This window comes from Neobacillus sp. DHD-1R (assembly GCF_057747995.1).
Genome location: NZ_CM173232.1, coordinates 2,567,361 through 2,585,413 on the forward strand (window position 1 = coordinate 2,567,361; position 18,053 = coordinate 2,585,413).

General features: G+C 36.5%; 20 protein-coding genes. 16 read left to right on the forward strand and 4 right to left on the reverse strand.

The genetic code is table 11. The features are described from left to right. Positions 1 to 210 precede the first annotated feature (210 nt). From AC3ANL_RS12365 to AC3ANL_RS12385, 5 genes are all read left to right on the forward strand, one after another. A complete protein-coding gene (locus AC3ANL_RS12365) occupies positions 211 to 1,098 on the forward strand; it encodes a VOC family protein (protein ID WP_488329499.1) in 888 nt (295 codons plus the stop codon). Between the two features lie 34 nt (positions 1,099 to 1,132). Next, positions 1,133 to 2,008, forward strand: coding sequence for an alpha/beta fold hydrolase (locus AC3ANL_RS12370; RefSeq protein WP_488329500.1), 876 nt, complete (start codon positions 1,133 to 1,135; stop codon positions 2,006 to 2,008). 58 nt (positions 2,009 to 2,066) lie between these two features. Further along, complete coding sequence (locus tag AC3ANL_RS12375; RefSeq protein ID WP_488329501.1) at positions 2,067 to 3,536, forward strand: 4-hydroxyphenylacetate 3-hydroxylase family protein; 1,470 nt, start codon at positions 2,067 to 2,069, stop codon at positions 3,534 to 3,536. 151 nt (positions 3,537 to 3,687) lie between these two features. Beyond that, positions 3,688 to 3,804, forward strand: a complete 117-nt coding sequence (locus AC3ANL_RS12380; protein WP_488329502.1) for a hypothetical protein — start codon at positions 3,688 to 3,690, stop codon at positions 3,802 to 3,804. Positions 3,805 to 3,893: 89 nt separating this feature from the next. After that, a complete protein-coding gene (locus AC3ANL_RS12385) occupies positions 3,894 to 4,739 on the forward strand; it encodes an adenylyltransferase/cytidyltransferase family protein (protein WP_488329503.1) in 846 nt (281 codons plus the stop codon). A 109-nt stretch (positions 4,740 to 4,848) separates the two neighbouring features. On the opposite strand, the gene AC3ANL_RS12390 is transcribed toward AC3ANL_RS12385, so the two are convergent. Then, positions 4,849 to 5,925, reverse strand: coding sequence for a helix-turn-helix transcriptional regulator (locus AC3ANL_RS12390; protein WP_488329504.1), 1,077 nt, complete (start codon positions 5,923 to 5,925; stop codon positions 4,849 to 4,851). Between the two features lie 194 nt (positions 5,926 to 6,119). On the opposite strand from AC3ANL_RS12390, the gene AC3ANL_RS12395 reads away from it, so the two are divergent. Next, positions 6,120 to 7,586, forward strand: a complete 1,467-nt coding sequence (locus tag AC3ANL_RS12395; protein WP_488329505.1) for an amidase family protein — start codon at positions 6,120 to 6,122, stop codon at positions 7,584 to 7,586. Positions 7,587 to 7,841: 255 nt separating this feature from the next. Here the strand turns inward: AC3ANL_RS12395 and AC3ANL_RS12400 are convergent, their stop codons facing one another. Beyond that, a complete protein-coding gene (locus AC3ANL_RS12400) occupies positions 7,842 to 8,027 on the reverse strand; it encodes a hypothetical protein (RefSeq protein ID WP_488329506.1) in 186 nt (61 codons plus the stop codon). 560 nt (positions 8,028 to 8,587) lie between these two features. On the opposite strand from AC3ANL_RS12400, the gene AC3ANL_RS12405 reads away from it, so the two are divergent. Both AC3ANL_RS12405 and AC3ANL_RS12410 read left to right on the forward strand, forming a co-directional pair. Next, entirely contained in the window at positions 8,588 to 9,364 is a 777-nt protein-coding gene (locus tag AC3ANL_RS12405) for an arylamine N-acetyltransferase family protein (RefSeq protein ID WP_488329507.1), read from the forward strand. A 430-nt stretch (positions 9,365 to 9,794) separates the two neighbouring features. Continuing rightward, the gene (locus AC3ANL_RS12410; protein ID WP_488329508.1) at positions 9,795 to 9,887 is read left to right on the forward strand and encodes an IS3 family transposase; all 93 of its coding nucleotides are present in this window, start codon (positions 9,795 to 9,797) and stop codon (positions 9,885 to 9,887) included. Positions 9,888 to 9,949: 62 nt separating this feature from the next. Here AC3ANL_RS12410 and AC3ANL_RS12415 read toward each other — a convergent pair whose 3' ends face one another. Together AC3ANL_RS12415 and AC3ANL_RS12420 are read right to left on the reverse strand one after the other, a co-directional pair. Next, on the reverse strand, positions 9,950 to 11,143 hold the full coding sequence (locus tag AC3ANL_RS12415) for a TerD family protein (protein WP_488329509.1): 1,194 nt from the start codon (positions 11,141 to 11,143) through the stop codon (positions 9,950 to 9,952). A 117-nt stretch (positions 11,144 to 11,260) separates the two neighbouring features. Beyond that, entirely contained in the window at positions 11,261 to 12,142 is an 882-nt protein-coding gene (locus tag AC3ANL_RS12420; protein ID WP_488329510.1) for a PhzF family phenazine biosynthesis protein, read from the reverse strand. Between the two features lie 244 nt (positions 12,143 to 12,386). Between AC3ANL_RS12420 and AC3ANL_RS12425 the strand changes: the two genes are divergently transcribed. The 8 genes from AC3ANL_RS12425 (at position 12,387) to AC3ANL_RS12460 (ending at position 18,005) form a co-directional block, all read left to right on the forward strand. Beyond that, positions 12,387 to 12,518, forward strand: coding sequence for a Fur-regulated basic protein FbpA (locus AC3ANL_RS12425; protein WP_488329511.1), 132 nt, complete (start codon positions 12,387 to 12,389; stop codon positions 12,516 to 12,518). 419 nt (positions 12,519 to 12,937) lie between these two features. Further along, the gene (locus AC3ANL_RS12430; RefSeq protein WP_488329512.1) at positions 12,938 to 13,882 is read left to right on the forward strand and encodes an ABC transporter ATP-binding protein; all 945 of its coding nucleotides are present in this window, start codon (positions 12,938 to 12,940) and stop codon (positions 13,880 to 13,882) included. Further along, positions 13,879 to 14,823, forward strand: coding sequence for an ABC transporter permease (locus tag AC3ANL_RS12435; RefSeq protein WP_488329513.1), 945 nt, complete (start codon positions 13,879 to 13,881; stop codon positions 14,821 to 14,823). The genes AC3ANL_RS12430 and AC3ANL_RS12435 overlap by 4 nt, the downstream gene beginning before the upstream one ends. Positions 14,824 to 14,951: 128 nt before the next feature. After that, complete coding sequence (locus AC3ANL_RS12440; RefSeq protein ID WP_488329514.1) at positions 14,952 to 15,374, forward strand: arylamine N-acetyltransferase; 423 nt, start codon at positions 14,952 to 14,954, stop codon at positions 15,372 to 15,374. A gap of 249 nt (positions 15,375 to 15,623) precedes the next feature. Then, positions 15,624 to 16,058 (forward strand): MarR family winged helix-turn-helix transcriptional regulator, encoded by a 435-nt coding sequence (locus AC3ANL_RS12445; protein ID WP_488329515.1) that lies wholly within the window; start codon positions 15,624 to 15,626, stop codon positions 16,056 to 16,058. Positions 16,059 to 16,106: 48 nt separating this feature from the next. Continuing rightward, a complete protein-coding gene (locus AC3ANL_RS12450) occupies positions 16,107 to 16,754 on the forward strand; it encodes an SDR family NAD(P)-dependent oxidoreductase (RefSeq protein WP_488329516.1) in 648 nt (215 codons plus the stop codon). Between the two features lie 105 nt (positions 16,755 to 16,859). Beyond that, on the forward strand, positions 16,860 to 17,396 hold the full coding sequence (locus tag AC3ANL_RS12455; protein WP_488329517.1) for an NAD(P)H-dependent oxidoreductase: 537 nt from the start codon (positions 16,860 to 16,862) through the stop codon (positions 17,394 to 17,396). 87 nt (positions 17,397 to 17,483) lie between these two features. Further along, positions 17,484 to 18,005 carry an NAD(P)H-dependent oxidoreductase gene (locus AC3ANL_RS12460; RefSeq protein ID WP_488329716.1) on the forward strand — a complete coding sequence of 174 codons (522 nt, stop codon included), beginning with the start codon at positions 17,484 to 17,486 and terminating at the stop codon, positions 18,003 to 18,005. Positions 18,006 to 18,053 lie beyond the last annotated feature (48 nt).

Sequence of the window (18,053 nt, forward strand, 5' to 3'; positions counted from 1 at the left end):
ATTGTGCTAGGATTCAGAGGAGTATTTATCGTTTAAATTGCTTGAAAATTTAAAAAATGGTGATATACTAAAAACCATAAGCAACTTGTTGATACTTTGTTCTAATAGTGAACATATTGTTCACTAAAAGAACAAATGCGCAGATGAAAACTCATTCAGTAAGAAAAAACTGTAGTTAACCATCCAAAATAGTAAAAGGAGGAGAATGAAATGAGAGCAATTAGGCGGTTATTATATTTAGAATTGTTTTCGCCAGAACCAAAGGAAACAGCTAATTTTTTTCATGAATTGTTTGACTGGGAAATTTCAGAAGGGGAAGATGGGCAACTATTTGTTTCTTTAGACAAATATCATCATCGTCTTGCTATTTATTCAGCAGATGCACCGGGAATAAGAACCATTACTTGGGAAGTTTTTAATCGTATAGATTTCTTAAAAGTAGCCAAAAGGCTCGACGAATCAAATACAGATTATACGATTCTATCACCGGAAGAGTCCAAAACCAAAAAAGTAAAACAATGTTTATACTTTTATGACCCGGCAGGATATCGAGTGGAAATTGCTTATGGCCCATACGTCACGCAACCTCAATTGAAAAACAGGGGAATTATAGATGTTATGGATATGGTCCATGTTACACTGGCTGTAAAAGAGGAATATTTTAAAAAAAATGTGGAGTTTTATGAGGAAGTATTAGGTTTCCATATTTCCGATTGGGTTGGGGAAAATATCGTATTTACTCGCTGCAGCGAAAATCATCATAATTTAGCGATGTCGGCAATGAAAGAAGTTACTAGAAGCTTCCGCCATGTCATGTTTGAAGTGGAAACAATGGATGACCTAATGAAAATGTATTATAGAGCGAAATCATTAGGTAAAGATGTTCGTGGCCCAAATCGTCATGGGAATTGTAAAACAATGGAGATTTATACACGAATTCCGGGCCTGGAAGGTGATGTGGAAATAGGCTATGGACATAGGAAAATTCCTAATGATGCTGACTGGGAAGTTGTGGTATATCCATTTGACCAAAAGGAATTCACTGAATTTGTAGAGTATTGGAGCCATCCTAAATTCGAAAGTAAAACATTGATTTAAATAAAAATATTAACAGAAGTGGGGGAAAAAAATCATGAAATTAGGAAACGGAATATATGACGGCTGGGTGCTGGCAAACGGAATAAGAACACATTATGCTTGGTCAGGAACAGAAGGCCCTGCAGTTATCCTATTACATGGCGGTGGTCCAGGTTCTTCAGGTGGTGCAGGATGGCGTTATATGCTGCCGCACTTAGCAGAAGAAGGCTTTCGTGCGATAGCTCCGGACCAGTTATCTATGGGATGGACAGATGCGAGACCACATGCTTGGCCGACAAGAGGACATCAGAGTTTAGTAGATCATATCCGGGACTTTATTGATGCCCTTTGTTTAGACGAGGTTTATGTAATTGGAAATTCCCAGGGTGCATATGTAGCAGCAAAATATGCCATTGATCATCCTGAACGGGTTAAAAAAGCTATATATATTGGCAGTGCTACGATGGCGCATTCGTTAGGAGTGGAACTACCTGATTTAAGGAAGGATCAAATTTTCCAAAAGATGAGGCCGTATGATTACACAGAGGAAGGCATGCGTAATTTCTTAGAAGCTATTAGCTATGATAAATCAAAAGTATCAGACGATATAGTGAAATACCGCTATGAAGCTTCTATTCTACCAGGTATAAAAGAATCTGCAGATTCATTTGTTTCATACCAGGAATTGATGCGTAAAAAACCGAAACTATGGGACCGTTTTAGCTTAGCGGATTCCCTTCCAAAGCTAAAGGTACCTGGTAAATTTATTTGGGGTAAAAACGATACATTTGCACCTGTAGAGATGGGTTATGCATTAGAGAAAGTCCTTCCAAATATCGAGTTTGAATATATCGATGAATGTGGGCATCAATGTCAAACAGACCAGCCGGAAATCGTTAATAAATTGGTGAGTGACTTTTTTAAAGAATAGTACCAGTAAATGCTAACGGTTACAAAAAAACAAACTTTCTTTAAATAGGCGGGGTTACATGACAGCAATTAAAGGAAATGATTATATTGAACGTTTGAAAAAAAATCCTCCCGAAACATGGTTTGGAAATGAGCTGGTAAAGGATCCCACTATCCATCCTGTAATTGCTCCAGTTGTTCGTTCAGCAGCGAATATTTATGATTTACAATGGGACCCTTCTAAAAAAGATCATATGTTATATACTGAACCAGCTACAGGTGAGATAACAAGTACTCAGTTTATGGTACCAAGATCAATAGAAGAGTTAAAGATTAGAAGAAAAATGCATCGATCATGGGCTGAAACCTCTTATGGTTATATGGGAAGATCAAGTGACTTTATGAGTGCTATGTTATTAGGATGGTATATTAACGCAGATTATTTTGGAGAATATGCAGATAATGTACGTAACTATTTTGAATATGTTCGGGATCATGATCTATTTTTAACACATGTATTAATTAACCCACAGGTAGATCGTACACAATCTGCTTCCAAACAACCGGATGAATTTACTTATTTAGGTGTTGTAAAGGAAACAGAAGAAGGAATTATCGTCCGTGGCGCAAAAATGCTGGCAACAGCTGGTCCCTATGCCGATGAAGTGTTGGTTTTTCCTTTGCTGCCATTACCGCAGGCACATCAAAAACCAGTGGAAGAAGAACTAAAATATGCTATATCTTTTGCCATTCCAATGTCAACACCAGGTTTAAAATGTATTGCAAGGGAGCCATACGCTATAAATGATAAAATGGATAATCCATTATCGAGCCAATTTGATGAACTGGATGGAGTACTCATTTTTGATGACGTATTAGTCCCTTGGGAACGTGTATTTATTTATAAGGATATCCATCAAGTTGCAGGTATACGTGGATTTAGTACCTTCTACACTGGACATCAAACATCCACTAGATTATTAACAAAACTTCAGTTTGTTGCTGGTGTCGCAATGAAAGCGACGGAAATGGTAAAAACAAATCAATTCCCGCATGTTGCAGATATGATTGGTGAAATTACCACTTATATTGAGCTCACGAAAGCAGCACTTGAGGCATCAGAATCAAATGCACTCCAAACAAAAGATGGGTTCTATTATCCTGATTATAGACCTCTAAATGCAATCAGAAATTCTGGTAATAGATGGTATCCGAGAGTAAGAGAGATTATACAGCAGATTTTGGCAGGAGGATTAATGTATCAGCCTGCATCTATGAATATAATGGATAGTCCTTTAAAGGAACTTATTCAAAGGTATTATCGAGGATCTGATGTAAATGCAGAAGAAAAAATGCAAATTTACAAAATTGCAGCGGACATTGCAGTATCCGCTTTCGGTTCCCGACATGAGTTATATGAAAGATTTTACGCAGGTGACCCATTATTCTTAAGAGTAGAAACACAATATAGAAATTACGATAATAGACAATGTTTAGAACTTGTAGAAAAAATGTTCAAGGATTTGAATGTAAACTATCAAAAACGCTAGTTTAATAACTTCACAGCAAATAAGGAAAGAAAGGTGATAGCATGCAAACCATCTATTTAAACCGTGAAAATTTGGCTGAATGGCAACAAAAAGCTAAAACGAATGTCATGGCACTTGTTTTTTTGATGGTGTTCACCTTGGACATCAAGAAGTGATAAGGGAAGCCTTTCAAAAAGCAAGGGAAAAAGGACCACTACTTTCCCTTATTTTTTGTCCAGTTAATTGTAGCCGATTCAAAATTAATGTCAACATGGTGAAGGATTGTTAGGAAGGATGTGCTGAAAAAAAAGAGTTCACACTATTGGACTTAGTAGCCCATGCAGTATGGGGAATCTCTTAGAACGGAAAGGGGACAACATGGAAACAATCTACTTAAACCAAAACAATTTGATGGATTGGCAGGAAAAAGCAAAACCATGTGTAGTGGCTTTAGGGTTTTTTGACGGGATTCACTTAGGGCACAGGGAAGTAATTAAAACGGCTGCACAAATTGCCCAAAGAAAAAATCTTACCCTTTCCGTAATGAGTTTCTTTCCACATCCAAAAACCGTTATTTCTAATGGAAAAAAACAGGTTTCCTATTTAATGCCGCTTTCTAAAAAAGAAGAGAGATTTCGAAATCTAGGTGTAGATACATTTTATATTGTTGAATTTAATAAAGAATTTTCTTCTCTTCTTCCCGTTGAATTTGTCTCCCAATACTTAATCAATCTGGGTGTTGTCCATGTTGTCGCTGGTTTTGATTATTCATACGGACATAAGGGAACAGGTCATATGGATCGGTTAAAAAGTGATTCTAACGGTAGGATTGATGTAACGAAAGTAGAAAATATGGAGTTCCAAGGAGAGAAAATTAGTTCTTCTTGTATTCGGGAAAAACTACTAAGTGGGAATATAGAGGATTTACCATTTCTACTTGGGAGTCCATATGAAGTGGATGGTGAATATGATGGGGAGAGATTAACGATCCAACCCTATTACACAATTCCAGCACCAGGTCCATATGTTGTCACACTGAAACATAAAAGGGGTTCTATCCAAACAGAAGTGACGATTTTCGATGAGGATGATGGTCGGTCCGTAAGATTAATGAGAAGAATTCCAGAACCCATGGTAGGAAATCTTTCGATCGTTTGGCATAATCGTCTTCAGGAACCAAGTTTTTTTGAAAGGGCCGTAAGTTCGGTCGGATATATATCCTAAGCCATTATCGAAAAAATATTCTATATCAAACCCTTTCATCAAACCCTACTGAATTGCCGCCAGGCACTTGCCAATTACTGGAGGGCGCCTGGCACTTTATTTGCTAAGTTCATTCAGTGCTCTCTACATTGAAATTTAGTAATTTTGCATGTAATGAAGCCCGACTATTGACTCCCATTTTTTGATAAATGTTTTTAATATGCTTGTTAACTGTATGTATACTTATAAATAATTTTTCGGAAATCTCCTTATACGTGCACCCCTTTTTTAAAAAAAAGCAAACTTCATTTTCCCGCTTAGTTAATTTATCTAAATATTGATCATCATTCACCGGAATTTTAGCTTGATCTTCTTCAATGATCACAGCAAAACGGCTTTCCCTAGATATAAATAGTTCTTGATGTGAAATAACTCTAATGTTATACCCTTGCAAATGCAGCAAGGAAGAACTATTAAAAGGATTTCTAAGTCCATAGGAAATGTCCTGGATAAAGCATTCTATATTTTTATATAGAGAGGTTTCTTTAAAAACTCTCAATGCTGCCGGGTTCATATAGATAACTTTATAATTTCGATCAAGTAAAATAAACCCCGTATTATTTTTATCAGCAAAGGCTTCTAACATGTCTTTCTCTTTTCGTTGTACTTCGTATTCTCGCTCTAAATATAATAAATTCGATATGATTGGTGCAAGTGTCCGAAAGATATGGCGGTCTTTCTCGTAAAATTCTCCTTGTGACTTAGCTTTAGCTATACCAAGGACACCATTAAATTGGTTACGAGAATTAAACGTAATCACCATTTCATGATAGTATTTGTGTTTCTTCATAAACTCTTGATAATAATCGGAAGCTTCGTAGTGTTCTAGTTCGATTACATCTTCCAATCTAAGGGCAATTTCTTTCGGATATACATGTAAATGATTTTTAGGATGTAAATAATCATGATTGTGAAAATAGGTTAAATAATCCTCTACTAAATAATCACTAATATGATGGTTGATTGGATCAGATAAGTTTCCTTTTTGGTCAGCTTTCCACAAAATGGATGAATGATAGCCAAAATACTCGGCTAGCAGATGCTGCAATTCATCAGAACCTTTCTTAAAACTGGTAGATAAATTAAATAGTAATCTTGTTATACGTTCACAATCCAGTTTCGATAAATTCAGTTGCGAAGTTGCCATTCCATTCCACCTTTCCTTAGTTTAAAGGTACTTCTTTTAGTACCTTATTCATAAAATATAACTCATTCCTGTAATAGACTTTTATTCATTTATTATATAGAATAACATTAATTCACAATAATTAAAATATTTGGATAATTGTTGCGAACAATAAATTATTAAGTGATTGTTACCGTATAAGAGGAGGAACGAAAATGAATGAAAAGTCTGTTTTTCCGAAAATCGAGTTAGAAAGAGGGCAGAAAAGCGAACTGTGGCAGTGGACAGCTGCTGAGATGGTAAGGGCAATCAAAGCTAGAAAGGTTTCAGCACGTGAAATCGTTCAAAGTTCATTAGACCGGATCGATGAAGTTAATCCCAAATTAAATGCATTAGTTGACGTTTATGCAGAAGAAGCATTACTAGAGGCTGAGCGGGCTGACCAAGCAGTTGCTGCCGGTGAAAAACTTGGTCCTCTCCATGGAGTACCTATGTCAATTAAAATTAATAGTGATGTTAAAGGAAAGGCGACTACAAATGGGGTCGTGGCTTTTAAAGAAAATATGGCGGCCGAAGATGCTCCGCACGTAGCTAACTTACGAAAGGCAGGGGCGATTTTTGTTGGAAGAAATAATTCACCTGCTTTTTCGTATCGGTGGTTTACTAATAATGATTTGCACGGACTTACGTTAAATCCTTGGGATCAATCAAAAACACCTGGTGGATCAAGTGGAGGGGCCGCAGTTGCTGTCGCATCGGGGATGATGCCGATTGCACATGGTAATGATATCGGTGGTTCTGTCCGTTATCCAGCATATGCAAGTGGGATTTTTGGCCTTCGTCCAACAATGGGACGAATACCCAGTTGGTATGGACCAGTCGACCAGGATCAGCCATTGTCAGTACAGACCATGCTTACTCAAGGTCCTTTAGCAAGGAGTGTTGAGGATTTAAGATTAGCAATTCAGGCTTTTGTTCCTTTTGACCCACGTGACGCTATTCATGCTTCTGTGCCATTAATTGGAGAAGCTCTTCAAAGACCGATACGAGTTGGTCTTCTAAAAGGGATAAATGTGGCCAATCCAGTCGATGCAGTAGATAAAGCACTTAATCAGGCTGCTGCAAGGTTAACTGATGCGGGCTATATTGTAGAAGAGGTCGATATTGCTTTATTTGAGGAAGCTTATAAACTCTGGTATTTATTGTGTATGGAAGAATTCCGTCAAATTATGCCGTTAGTGGATGAAGTAGGGGACATTGGAATGAAAACGGCGGCAAAACATTACTATGCAGTAGCGGAAGAATGGTGGGGACCAGCCCCGGGTTTAACAGAATATATGAATGGCTACGCTCGGAGAGGCACGCTTATCGCTGAACTCCAGCAAATTTTAGTTAAGTATCCGATTCTATTAATGCCTGTGTCAGCTGAGCAAGCGTTTGAACAGGATGCCGATATTGCAAGTGTTGAAAGAATGAGAACCGTCATGGCTGCGCAGTGGTCAATGATGGCCATTCCGATGCTGGGATTCCCAGCAGTGTCTGTTCCGACTTCAGTTGAAAATGGACTTCCAGTTGGTGTTCAATTACTGGGACGAAGGTTCCGTGAAGATACGATATTGGATGCAGCAGAAATTTTGGAAGCACATAATACAATTAATACACCCATTAATCCTACCTGGTAATAATGTCTTGTTAGATATATTTGATCAAAGCTAAGCTTTATATAATAACGAACTGGCGAACAGTGACTGTCACTGTTCGCCAGTTCGTTTTAGAGACATAAAATTCCATTTAAAAAGGTACCAGCCACTTAGTCAAAAAGACTAATCAGGTTTTATAGGTAAATACACATTTTATTGTGAACAAGTTTATAGGTTAATAACTAAAGAATAGGATAATATGAAATTAAAATAGTAAGGAGTGTAATTTTATGTATCCTAGCCATGTACCTCAATATTATAACAATCCATATAATCAGGAAACTTATATACATTCGTTACCATACTCAGGAATGGATTATAGCCATTCAATACTTGATGGAAGACAATTTGGAGGGCATCAACCTCCGTCTGCACCCCCTGGTCAAGATTTGGAGCCTGGACCACCAACATCACCACCGCCATCTATTGTTCCTCAACAGACACATCAAGCAGGAACGTATGCGGTGGACCCTGGCAGTATGATAAGTTGTTTACACAGATACACATATGTATGGCTTAGAGGTCGTGAACAATTCTGGTTTTATCCAACATTTATTGGTCGACACTCTGTCTCAGGGTATCGCTGGACTGGTTCTAGGTGGGTCCATTTCGGAATAAGCCTAAGACAAATTCAATCGTTTACCTGCGTTTAATAAGTATAGATTTTGAAATACCACAGGGACCGTCCGAGACAACTGAAAAACAGATTCTAATAAATGGAAGATTGCTATAATCTGCATAAAAAATAGAAAAACCCCCGAATTGGGCATAATGGGATTGACTAAAACCATTTACCAAACAGGGGGCTTTTCTATATCTTTGAGAAAAAAATATGTAGAGTAAAAGACGGAGGAATTTATGTTGAATATTTTATAATAATGGTAGAATTGAAAGAAGAGGAATAGTGAAAACCGTAATTAATTATTAGATAAATAGAAATAATTTTCCAAAATAAAGCATGAAAAGGGCTTGGAGGAGTATAAATGCAAAAGCTGACGCCTTTCTTTCATAAACGAATCGGTATACCTAATAACCAACTCATTACGTTTGAAAAATTAGCTGATATACTTGAAAAAACAGCACAAACCATTCCGTTTGAAAATTTAGCTGTCATTGAAAACAAAACGCGAAAGATAACAAAAGAAAACTTAATAAACAAAGTAGTAGAAAGAAAGGAAGGCGGCCTTTGTTATGAATTAAATCCACTTTTCTATTTTTACCTAAAAGAAAATGGGTTTAACGCAGCCTTAACTGACGGTGTCGTTTATAATCATGCTGCGGGGGAGTACCATCAACTTGGAAGAACACATGTAACAATGCTTCTACAACATGATGAACAAATGTATTTAATTGACACGGGCTTTGGTGGGAATTTGCCTTTAAAACCAGTTCCGTTATCCGGTGAGACCATATCTTCTAATAATGGGGAGTTTCGAATTAAAAAAGTAAATCATGAATATGGGGACTATTGTTTAGAAATGAAACTAAAACATAAAGATACGGATTGGAAAATTGGCTATGCTTTTGATTCTAGGAATTCATTAGATGATGCAGCAAATTTGAATGCGATCCAAACCATAATTGCCGAACATCCGAAATCTTCATTTAACAAACATCCATTAATCACTCGTCTTACCCAGAACGGAAATATAACCTTAACAGATACAACATTTACCCAATGGGCTGACGGAGTTCTTACTAAAGAGCCCATTGATCGAGTAAAATTCACAGAGCTCGCAAAGCAACATTTTGGGCTGTAAAGATAAATGTGGCAGGCACCATCCAACTATGTATTGCACCCCAAAAGTTAGAGTTAAATCTGACTTTCGGGGTGTATTTTTATGGCTAAATACAGCGAACAATTTAAATTAATGGTAATAAAGCTTCTTGAGGACAAAACTTGGCGAGTGGATGGAGGAACTGTCTTTAATAAAGCTTCTTGAGGACAAAACTTGGCGAGTGGATGCGGGAACTGTCTTCAATAAAGCTTCTTGAGGACAAAACTTGGCGAGTGGATGATGGTACTGTCTTTAATAAGGCTTCTTGAGGACAAAACTCGGCGAGTGGATGATGGTACTGTCTTTAATAAGGCTTCTTGAGGACAAAACTTGGCGAGTGGATGCGGGAACTGTCTTCAATAAAGCTTCTTAAGGAAAAAAGGAGAAATTAAAAAAGAAAATTGAAGAATATATGCATTATTTTAATAATAAGCGTATAAATCAAAAATTGGCAGGCATGAGTCCGGTTCAATACCGAATCTATACCAGCCAATTAGCTGCTTAATATAAAACTCTAACTTTTCGGGGTCACCTCACTATAAGGGTGGTACCTGCCACTTTCTTTTCTTACAAATCGTTTACCGTTGGTTCGGAAGATTGAACATGATTTATATTAATTACTTTCGGGTCTGTCGGATTAGAAATATCAATTTTTGTAATGATGCACCATCGACCAGTGATGGTGGAGGTAAGGGGAACTTTAATGTCATCACCGTTGTTCGTTTTTATGAAAACTCTGCCATCATATTTTGCAAAATTATCTTCCTTTTTGAGAAAACCCAAAAATCTAAAAATGTTCGTAGCAATAATGATCTTTTCAACATCTTCGAGTGTTTTGATGACCAAATTTTCTTGATTGTTCCCAGCAGAATTACCGACTCCGGAATCCTTATCGAGTGCAATATAGGGGGAGTTTGTCAATTTTCCTTTATTCCCAAAAAAGATGTGTCCAAATGTTCCTTGCTTTGTGAGGTAAAAGGCATGAAGATCTAAATCAACGCCTTTTGTCCAGGTTAAATTAACATGAATATTTTCAATTTTTTTTGCTTTTCGAAACGAGATGGAATCACCTGGTTTTTTTAAGGTGACTTTTTCTAATTTTATCGGAGCTTCCAGTGTTGGTGAAGGATTCTTATGTATGATCTTTTCTTCAACTGGAGGTAAAGGGTTGTTAGTGCTCTCAATTTGCGCAATAGATTCTGATTCATTCTCTATTTCAAGCCCGAAATGCTGACAAAGGGAAGCAAGCCCGCCTGCGAAACCACCAGTATTTGTGGAAAATTTCCACTCTCCATTTTTTCGATAAATATCGGCAAGGACGAGCGTGTTTTCAATGTGATATTGATCTAACGGATACAGCAAAATCTCTTGTTGAGAATCAGCATCCATTATTTTCACATAAGCGTTAACCATTTGGGAAAAATTATCTCCACTCTTTTCACCATCGTAAATGGTCAAGGTTAAGACTAGTTTATCGGTTACGGGTGAGACCATTTTTAAATTAATCTGAAACTGTTCACTATTTTTTCCGGGATGATTATGAACCGAATGATGAATAGATCCATCGGCAGAGCTAGAATTGCCATAAAAAATAATCGATTCATCATTTAGACATTTGCCGTCTGAACCAACCATAAAAATAGAAGAATCAATATCAAGTGGTGCCGTTGTTTCCCAACCGATCTCAACGACTATTTTTGTTAAATGTATTTGGTTTTTGGTGATATCCACTCTCGCACCTTTTTTTACTTGTGTGAGCATGTCCGTTCTCCTTTATTTTAGATTAGTATAATATTTCACAATCTAATTGTTAGAATAAGAAAAAGCGGCAGTCATCTTGAAGAATCGCACCCAAAGATGAAAAAGGAAAATTTTTTATTATAGAAACCATTCACCCTGAGCAATTTTTTCTACTTTTCCTCCTACATTTACTTTAATTTCCCCGTTTTCTTCACGTGCCTTTAAAAACAATAAAGATGGTCTTTTAATTTCATACCCTTGTTCTACACGAATAGTTATTTCACTTTTTTCAAAATATCGATATTTAATTAAATAAGAAGCTAAACATCCATTAGCACTTCCTGTAGCTGCGTCTTCAGGAATACCAAAATAATCTGCAAAGTCTCGAACGTTTAAATCATTTTCTGAATGATATGTTTCAGTAGAAAAGACCATAATTGCTTTTGCATCAGTATTGTCAATTAACTTAAAGTATTTTTCTTTATTTATTCTAACTTTTTTTACTGCTTCTAAAGATTTTAAAGGGACGATAATCACAGGAAGTCCTGTTGAAACCTCCTGTATAGGAAATCTATCATCTATGTATACTTTATCTATATTTAAAACATCAGAAACCTTATTTGTATCTAAAATACGACCAAATGTTGGTTTATTTTGTTCCATCCATAGTATCTGTTCTGTTTTATCGAACGCTACGGGAATCTGTCCAGCTTTAAAATTTAAAATCATTTTTTCGATTGGTTCCCTTAATATTTCATTTTGAATAATATAGGCAGTTCCTAAAGTGGGGTGTCCAGCAAAGGGAACCTCCTCATTGGGAGTAAAAATACGAACATCATAACCATTATCTTTTTTTGTATCTGATAAAATAAAAGTAGTTTCTGAAAAATTAATCTCCTTGGCTATTTGTTGCATTTTATGATCCGAAATGTTTTCAGCATTCTTAAAAACCGCAAGTTGATTGCCTGTATATTTTCCTTGTGAAAAAACATCCACAATTGAATAATTTAATTTCCCCATAATTTCTCTTCGCCACCTATGTTTTAATATTAATCTTTCTATAATCCCTAATTTAAACAGATTCATTTTTCTATATTGTTACAATATTTTTTATTATAACATTTTTTAAATTATTTCTACATTCACATCCTTATTCCACTAAACAGCACCATTCGTTCAATCCCTTCAATGGTAAGATTGAAAAAAAACCGATTTATCGGCCCTTTATTCCTCTTTTCCAATTCATACTTTACAGGTAGGAATAATGTTTAATGTATATAAGAAAGAGGACAAACCGCTATACGACTTACCACTATCAAGGTTAGAATATGAATATAAAAGATACAAATTGCAAAACCATCCACATGGGGAGTTCGATTCTATTCAGTTCAATTGAGGAAACAGCCACGAATATGAAAAAACAAGTGTTAGTCACAAGTCAAATCTGGAACGTGACTGAAGTACCGGTTAACTATAAGATCAAACTTAAAATCTAATACAATTTATTTGAAGCTATCCAACAGCAGGATAGCTTTTTATTTTTTTTTGGCAAAAAAAAGCATTGAATTGAATGCTTATGATACTTAATCTGCTGGTTTCATTTTATATAATTTGATTCCCATTGCAATAAAAACAGTTCCTGTTAATCTTAATGACTATTCAAGGTTTGCAGGAACATTTCTAGTTGAAGTTATTAAAAATTTAAAGTTAATGTAAATTTGAAACTGTTTGTTTCATTATTCGTATATACTGTTAGGAAGTGTTGAAGGTAAGTTGTTATAGAGATATCATTTTTAAAAGAAAGAGGAGGAAGGTATGGCGGTAAATACTTTAGAAGTACAATCGTTAACGAAGGTCATAGGCAATAAGAAGATAGTAGATGATGTAAGCTTCAGTATAAAAAAGGGCGAAATATTTGGCCTTTTGGGTCCCAATGGAGCAGGGAAAACAACTATTATCCGTATGATTGTCAGCTTGATCAAGCGGACAGATGGAGAAGTTCGTGTAAATGACCATAATCTTGATAGACAATTTAAAGAGACAATGAGTGAAATTGGGGCGATTGTTGAAAATCCGGAATTTTACAAGTATATGAGTGGGTACAAGAATTTAAAGCATTATGCGAATATGGCCATTAAAGAAGTGTCAGATGAGCGGATTATGGAAGTTGCTAGATTAGTAAAATTGGAAGATGCCATTTACCAAAAGGTTAAGACCTATTCACTTGGAATGAGGCAAAGGCTAGGGGTAGCTCAGGCGTTATTACATAACCCGTCACTGTTAATTCTCGATGAGCCTACAAATGGATTGGATCCTCAAGGAATTAGAGATTTTAGAGATTACTTACACACCCTCGCACAGGAAGGAATTTCGGTTCTGGTATCCTCCCATCTTTTAGCTGAAATGCAGCTGATGTGTGATCGTTTTGCTATTATTGAAAAGGGTAAACTAATACATATATCTTCCATGAAAGAAACGATGGAGGAAGACGAAAAGACGGAAGTTATTTTTGAGGTAAGCAGCAGCCAAAAAGCTGTTGATGTGCTGAAAGGACAATTTGAAGATACCCATTTCAAGGTTCTTGCAGACGACCAATTCTCAGCCAATGTAGAAAAAGCTACGATAAGTGCCATTAATAAGCTATTAATTTCAAACGATATTGATGTATATGGCATCAGCAGGGTAACCGTTTCGCTCGAAGACCGTTTCTTAAAAATAACCAACAAAGAAGTAAAGGAGAGTGGAGGTGTAATGCAATGATTGCCTTAATTCGAAATGAACTTATGAAAATGTTTCAAAAAAAATCCAGCTGGATATATCTGATCATCTTAGTACTCGCAGTCATTGTGGGGGGGATTATCTCCCATAAAGTATCAGGTGAACCAGATCCGAATTGGCAGGTTGGTATGAAGGCTGAGATTGCTGAGTTACAAGAGAATGCAAAAACGGCACCTGATCAAGAAAAACGGTTTATTACTAATGAAATTCAACAAAAGCAGAAATATCTGGATGAAAACATTAATCCCAATGCATTTAGTAACTGGCATTTTATGAATAATGTTGTATACGGCATGACGACTTTGGTGACTTTGCTGGCGGTGATTGTTTGTAGTGCCAGTGTGTCCTCTGAATTTGCAGACGGAACGATTAAGCAGCTGTTAATTAGACCGCATCAGAGATGGGCGATTCTCATGTCCAAATATCTATCATTAATGATCTATTCGCTTATTCTTGTAGCGACACTTATTACTGCTGGATATCTTGTTGGTTTGATTATATTTGGTAATGGTGACTTTACAGCGAAAATCTTTGAGATGGCTATAGACGGGCAGAAGGAAGCAGAAGTCGGCCCGCAGTTCTTCCTTAAGATTGCCTACTACCTTCCGAGTTTGTTGGTTATAACGGCCATTGCCTTTATGCTCTCTACTTTATTTAAAAGTCAGGCATTGGCGGTAGGAATTGGAATCTTTGTCCTGTTTATCTCTTCCACGCTTGGCGGATTAATTGTGTTTCTGGCAGAAAAATATGAATGGGCAAAATATTTAATTTTTCCGCATCTCGATTTAACCATTTATGCGTTGCAGGATAAGATTTTGGGAGACATTACACTGCCGATATCACTGGCAATTCTGGCAGTTTATTATGCTATTTTCATGATCCTGACTTTCGTATTTTTCCAACGGCGGGATATTAGTATATAAATAAACAAATCTCAAGGGTCAGACCCCCGACGTGTTAACGCTTTAACGCACTGGGGGTCTGACCCTATTTAATAAACAAAATAGTAGAAAGAAAGGAAGGCGGCCTTTGTTATGAATTAAATTCGCTTTTGTATTTCTACCTAAAAGAAAATGGATTTAACGCAGTCTTAACAGACGGTGTCGTTTATAATCATGCTGCGGGGAAGTACAATCAACTTGGAAGAACGCACGTAACGGTGCTTCTAAAACACGATGATCAAATGTATTTAATTGATACGGGCTTTGGTGGGAATTTACCGTTAAAACCCGTTCCGTTATCCGGTGAGACTATTTTTACTGATAATGGGGAGTTTCGAATTAAAAAAGTTAATCATGAATATGGGGACTATTGTTTGGAAATGAAACTAAAACATCAAGATAGAGATTGGAAAATTGGCTATGTTTTTGATTCTAGGAATTCAATTGATGATGCAGCGGATTTGAATGCCATACAAACCATAATTGCCGAACATCCGAAATCTTCATTTAACAAACATCCATTAATCACATGAATTACTCAGAACGGAAATATAACCTTAACAGATACCACATTTACCCAATGGGCTGACAGAGTTCTTACTAAAGAGTCCATTGATTACGTAAAATTCAAAGCACTCGCCAAACAACATTTTGGGCTGTAAAGCATAAGCTGGCAGTCCGCACGCATATATGATGTGATAAAAACAAGAAATACGATTTAGTTGACCTTAAGGTAATATCGTGTTAATTTGTATATGCAAATGAAAAAAAGGATTGATTACATGAATGAAGAAGAACAGGTATTAATACATTGTCTTTACTTTACAGCTAGTCGGTTTGCTCGAAATATAACAAAATTAACCGAAAAGACATTTGATTTTGGTGACCTTGCTCCTTCATATCATTACATGATAATGGTTGTGAAGTTCCATCCGGAAATCACACAGAAGGAACTATGTCAGAAGTTATCTATTGCACCTTCCACAAGTACGAGGTTTATTGATAAACTTGAAAAATTAAACCTGGTCACCAGGAAAATGGATGGAAAACAAACACTGATTTCTTTAACTGAAGAAGGAGAAAAGGTGTACCTGGAGTTTCGGGTTTCTTTAAAAGAATTGTTTAACAGCTATTCCGAAATCTTAGGACGTGAGTTCAGTAAAGATTTAAGTAAAACTCTTCATGAAGCGAGCAATAAGTTAGAAAGAGAACTGTAATTTTTTTAACCCTTCATTTGTATATACAAATATATAGGAGGCTTAATTATGTCAGAAAAAATATTGCTAATTGTCGGTGCTGGACCAGGTATTAGCTTAAATACAGCAAGGAAATTCGGAAAAGAAGGCTTCAATGTTGCCTTGATTTCCCGCAATATGAAATCATTACAGAAATATGAAAATGAACTTAACAATGATGGGATTACCGCAAAAGGCTTTCCAGGGGATGCATCTTCAGTAGAATCTTTAAAAACAGCCATTGATGCGGTAATTAAAACTTATGGAAAAATTGATGTACTCTTATATAATGCTGCTGCAGGAAGACCAGGCAAACCAACAACATTAAGCGTGGGTCAATTAGTGGAAGATTTTAAAATCAGTGTCGCTGGAGCTCTTACCAGTGTAAAAGAAGTGATTCCCCATATGAAAAATGGAACAATTTTATTAACGGGCGGAGGATTAGCTCTTCATCCCTATGCTGACTATGCTTCATTAGCGGTTGGTAAAGCAGGTATTCGCAATTTAGCCTACAGCTTGCACCAAGAATTGAGCCCTAAAGGAATTTATGTTGGAACATTAACGATTAAAGGGTTTGTCCAAGAAAGAACCTATTTCTCACCTGAAAATATTGCAAATACGTTTTATAGTATGTACGAAAATCAAACTGAAACAGAAATTTTGTATGAAGAAAAGTAAAATTTTTTTGTAACATCATTTGTATGTACAAATGTAAAAATTCTCTTAATGAAACAATATGTGTAATCCAAACTAGAAAAGAAAAAGACAAAAGGAGACTTACTAATGAAAACTCTTGTAATTATTACCCACCCTAATTTGGAACAATCTCGAATTAACCTCACTTGGATGCAGGAATTAAAAAAACACGAAGAAATTACGATTCATACTCTTTATCAAGCATATCCAGACGGAAAAATAAACGTAGCACACGAACAAAGCCTATTAGAATCACATGATCGTATTATTCTTCAATTTCCATTCTACTGGTACAGCACGCCTTCTTTGTTAAAACAATGGCAGGATGAAGTGCTCTCCTACGGCTGGGCATATGGCGAAGGCGGCGACAAGCTCCATGGTAAAGAATTAGGTCTTGCGATTTCAACCTTTGGACCAGAAAATTCCTATCAGGTTACTGGCTATAACCATTTTACCATGGAGACTTTAACAACGCCTTTACAACAAACAAGCAACCTCATAGGTACCCGTTTTATGCCGTTATTTGTGCTGAATGGTGTTACGCATGTCACAGATGAACAAGTTGAAGAAAATGCAAAAGCATATGTAAATTACGTTCTTCAACCTTCCTTAATAGAAGCTTAATCAAAATATAAATAAAGGTATTTCTTCTACTGAAATACCTTTTAATGATTTTTGTTTACGTGTACAAACAATTGAAAGGTGATCATGATGAAAACATTAGTTATTATAGCCCATCCAAATTTGGAACAATCGAAGGTAAATAGAACGTGGATGAACCGTCTTCAACAAGAAGAAAATGTTACGGTCCATAATCTATATGCACATTACCCAACGTTTGAGATTGATGTGGAAAAAGAACAGCAGCTACTATTGGAACATGATCGTATCGTTTTGCAATTCCCATTCTACTGGTATAGTTCACCCGCTTTGTTAAAACAATGGCAGGATTTAGTTCTTACTTACGGTTGGGCTTATGGGTCAGAAGGAACGAAATTACGCGGCAAAGAGTTTATGTTAGTAATTTCAACAGGTGGACCTGAAGAAGCTTATCAAGCTGGCGGATACAATCACTTCAGCATAAGCGAGTTAACCAAACCCTTTCAGGCAACAGCCAACTTGACCGGCATGCGGTTCTTGCCCACTTTTACGACACAGGGAGTGCGCGTCTTAACGAACGAACAAGTCCTCGAAAGTGCTGAAGACCTGGTATGTCATCTGAAAAATAACTAGAAAAGGGGTCTTGTAATAAACTATAAATTGTTAGGAAGAAGCGGCTTA

Excerpts from the sequence above, each read along its gene's own strand:
- AC3ANL_RS12365 (WP_488329499.1), top strand. The coding sequence starts at position 211 with ATGAGAGCAATTAGGCGGTTATTATATTTAGAATTGTTTTCGCCAGAA.
- AC3ANL_RS12370 (WP_488329500.1), top strand. The coding sequence starts at position 1,133 with ATGAAATTAGGAAACGGAATATATGACGGCTGGGTGCTGGCAAACGGA.
- AC3ANL_RS12375 (WP_488329501.1), top strand. The coding sequence starts at position 2,067 with ATGACAGCAATTAAAGGAAATGATTATATTGAACGTTTGAAAAAAAAT.
- AC3ANL_RS12385 (WP_488329503.1), top strand. The coding sequence starts at position 3,894 with ATGGAAACAATCTACTTAAACCAAAACAATTTGATGGATTGGCAGGAA.
- AC3ANL_RS12390 (WP_488329504.1), bottom strand. The coding sequence starts at position 5,925 with ATGGCAACTTCGCAACTGAATTTATCGAAACTGGATTGTGAACGTATA.
- AC3ANL_RS12395 (WP_488329505.1), top strand. The coding sequence starts at position 6,120 with ATGAATGAAAAGTCTGTTTTTCCGAAAATCGAGTTAGAAAGAGGGCAG.
- AC3ANL_RS12400 (WP_488329506.1), bottom strand. The coding sequence starts at position 8,027 with ATGGCGGTGGTGATGTTGGTGGTCCAGGCTCCAAATCTTGACCAGGGG.
- AC3ANL_RS12405 (WP_488329507.1), top strand. The coding sequence starts at position 8,588 with ATGCAAAAGCTGACGCCTTTCTTTCATAAACGAATCGGTATACCTAAT.
- AC3ANL_RS12410 (WP_488329508.1), top strand. The coding sequence starts at position 9,795 with ATGCATTATTTTAATAATAAGCGTATAAATCAAAAATTGGCAGGCATG.
- AC3ANL_RS12415 (WP_488329509.1), bottom strand. The coding sequence starts at position 11,143 with ATGCTCACACAAGTAAAAAAAGGTGCGAGAGTGGATATCACCAAAAAC.
- AC3ANL_RS12420 (WP_488329510.1), bottom strand. The coding sequence starts at position 12,142 with ATGGGGAAATTAAATTATTCAATTGTGGATGTTTTTTCACAAGGAAAA.
- AC3ANL_RS12425 (WP_488329511.1), top strand. The coding sequence starts at position 12,387 with ATGTTTAATGTATATAAGAAAGAGGACAAACCGCTATACGACTTACCA.
- AC3ANL_RS12430 (WP_488329512.1), top strand. The coding sequence starts at position 12,938 with ATGGCGGTAAATACTTTAGAAGTACAATCGTTAACGAAGGTCATAGGC.
- AC3ANL_RS12435 (WP_488329513.1), top strand. The coding sequence starts at position 13,879 with ATGATTGCCTTAATTCGAAATGAACTTATGAAAATGTTTCAAAAAAAA.
- AC3ANL_RS12445 (WP_488329515.1), top strand. The coding sequence starts at position 15,624 with ATGAATGAAGAAGAACAGGTATTAATACATTGTCTTTACTTTACAGCT.
- AC3ANL_RS12450 (WP_488329516.1), top strand. The coding sequence starts at position 16,107 with ATGTCAGAAAAAATATTGCTAATTGTCGGTGCTGGACCAGGTATTAGC.
- AC3ANL_RS12455 (WP_488329517.1), top strand. The coding sequence starts at position 16,860 with ATGAAAACTCTTGTAATTATTACCCACCCTAATTTGGAACAATCTCGA.
- AC3ANL_RS12460 (WP_488329716.1), top strand. The coding sequence starts at position 17,484 with ATGAAAACATTAGTTATTATAGCCCATCCAAATTTGGAACAATCGAAG.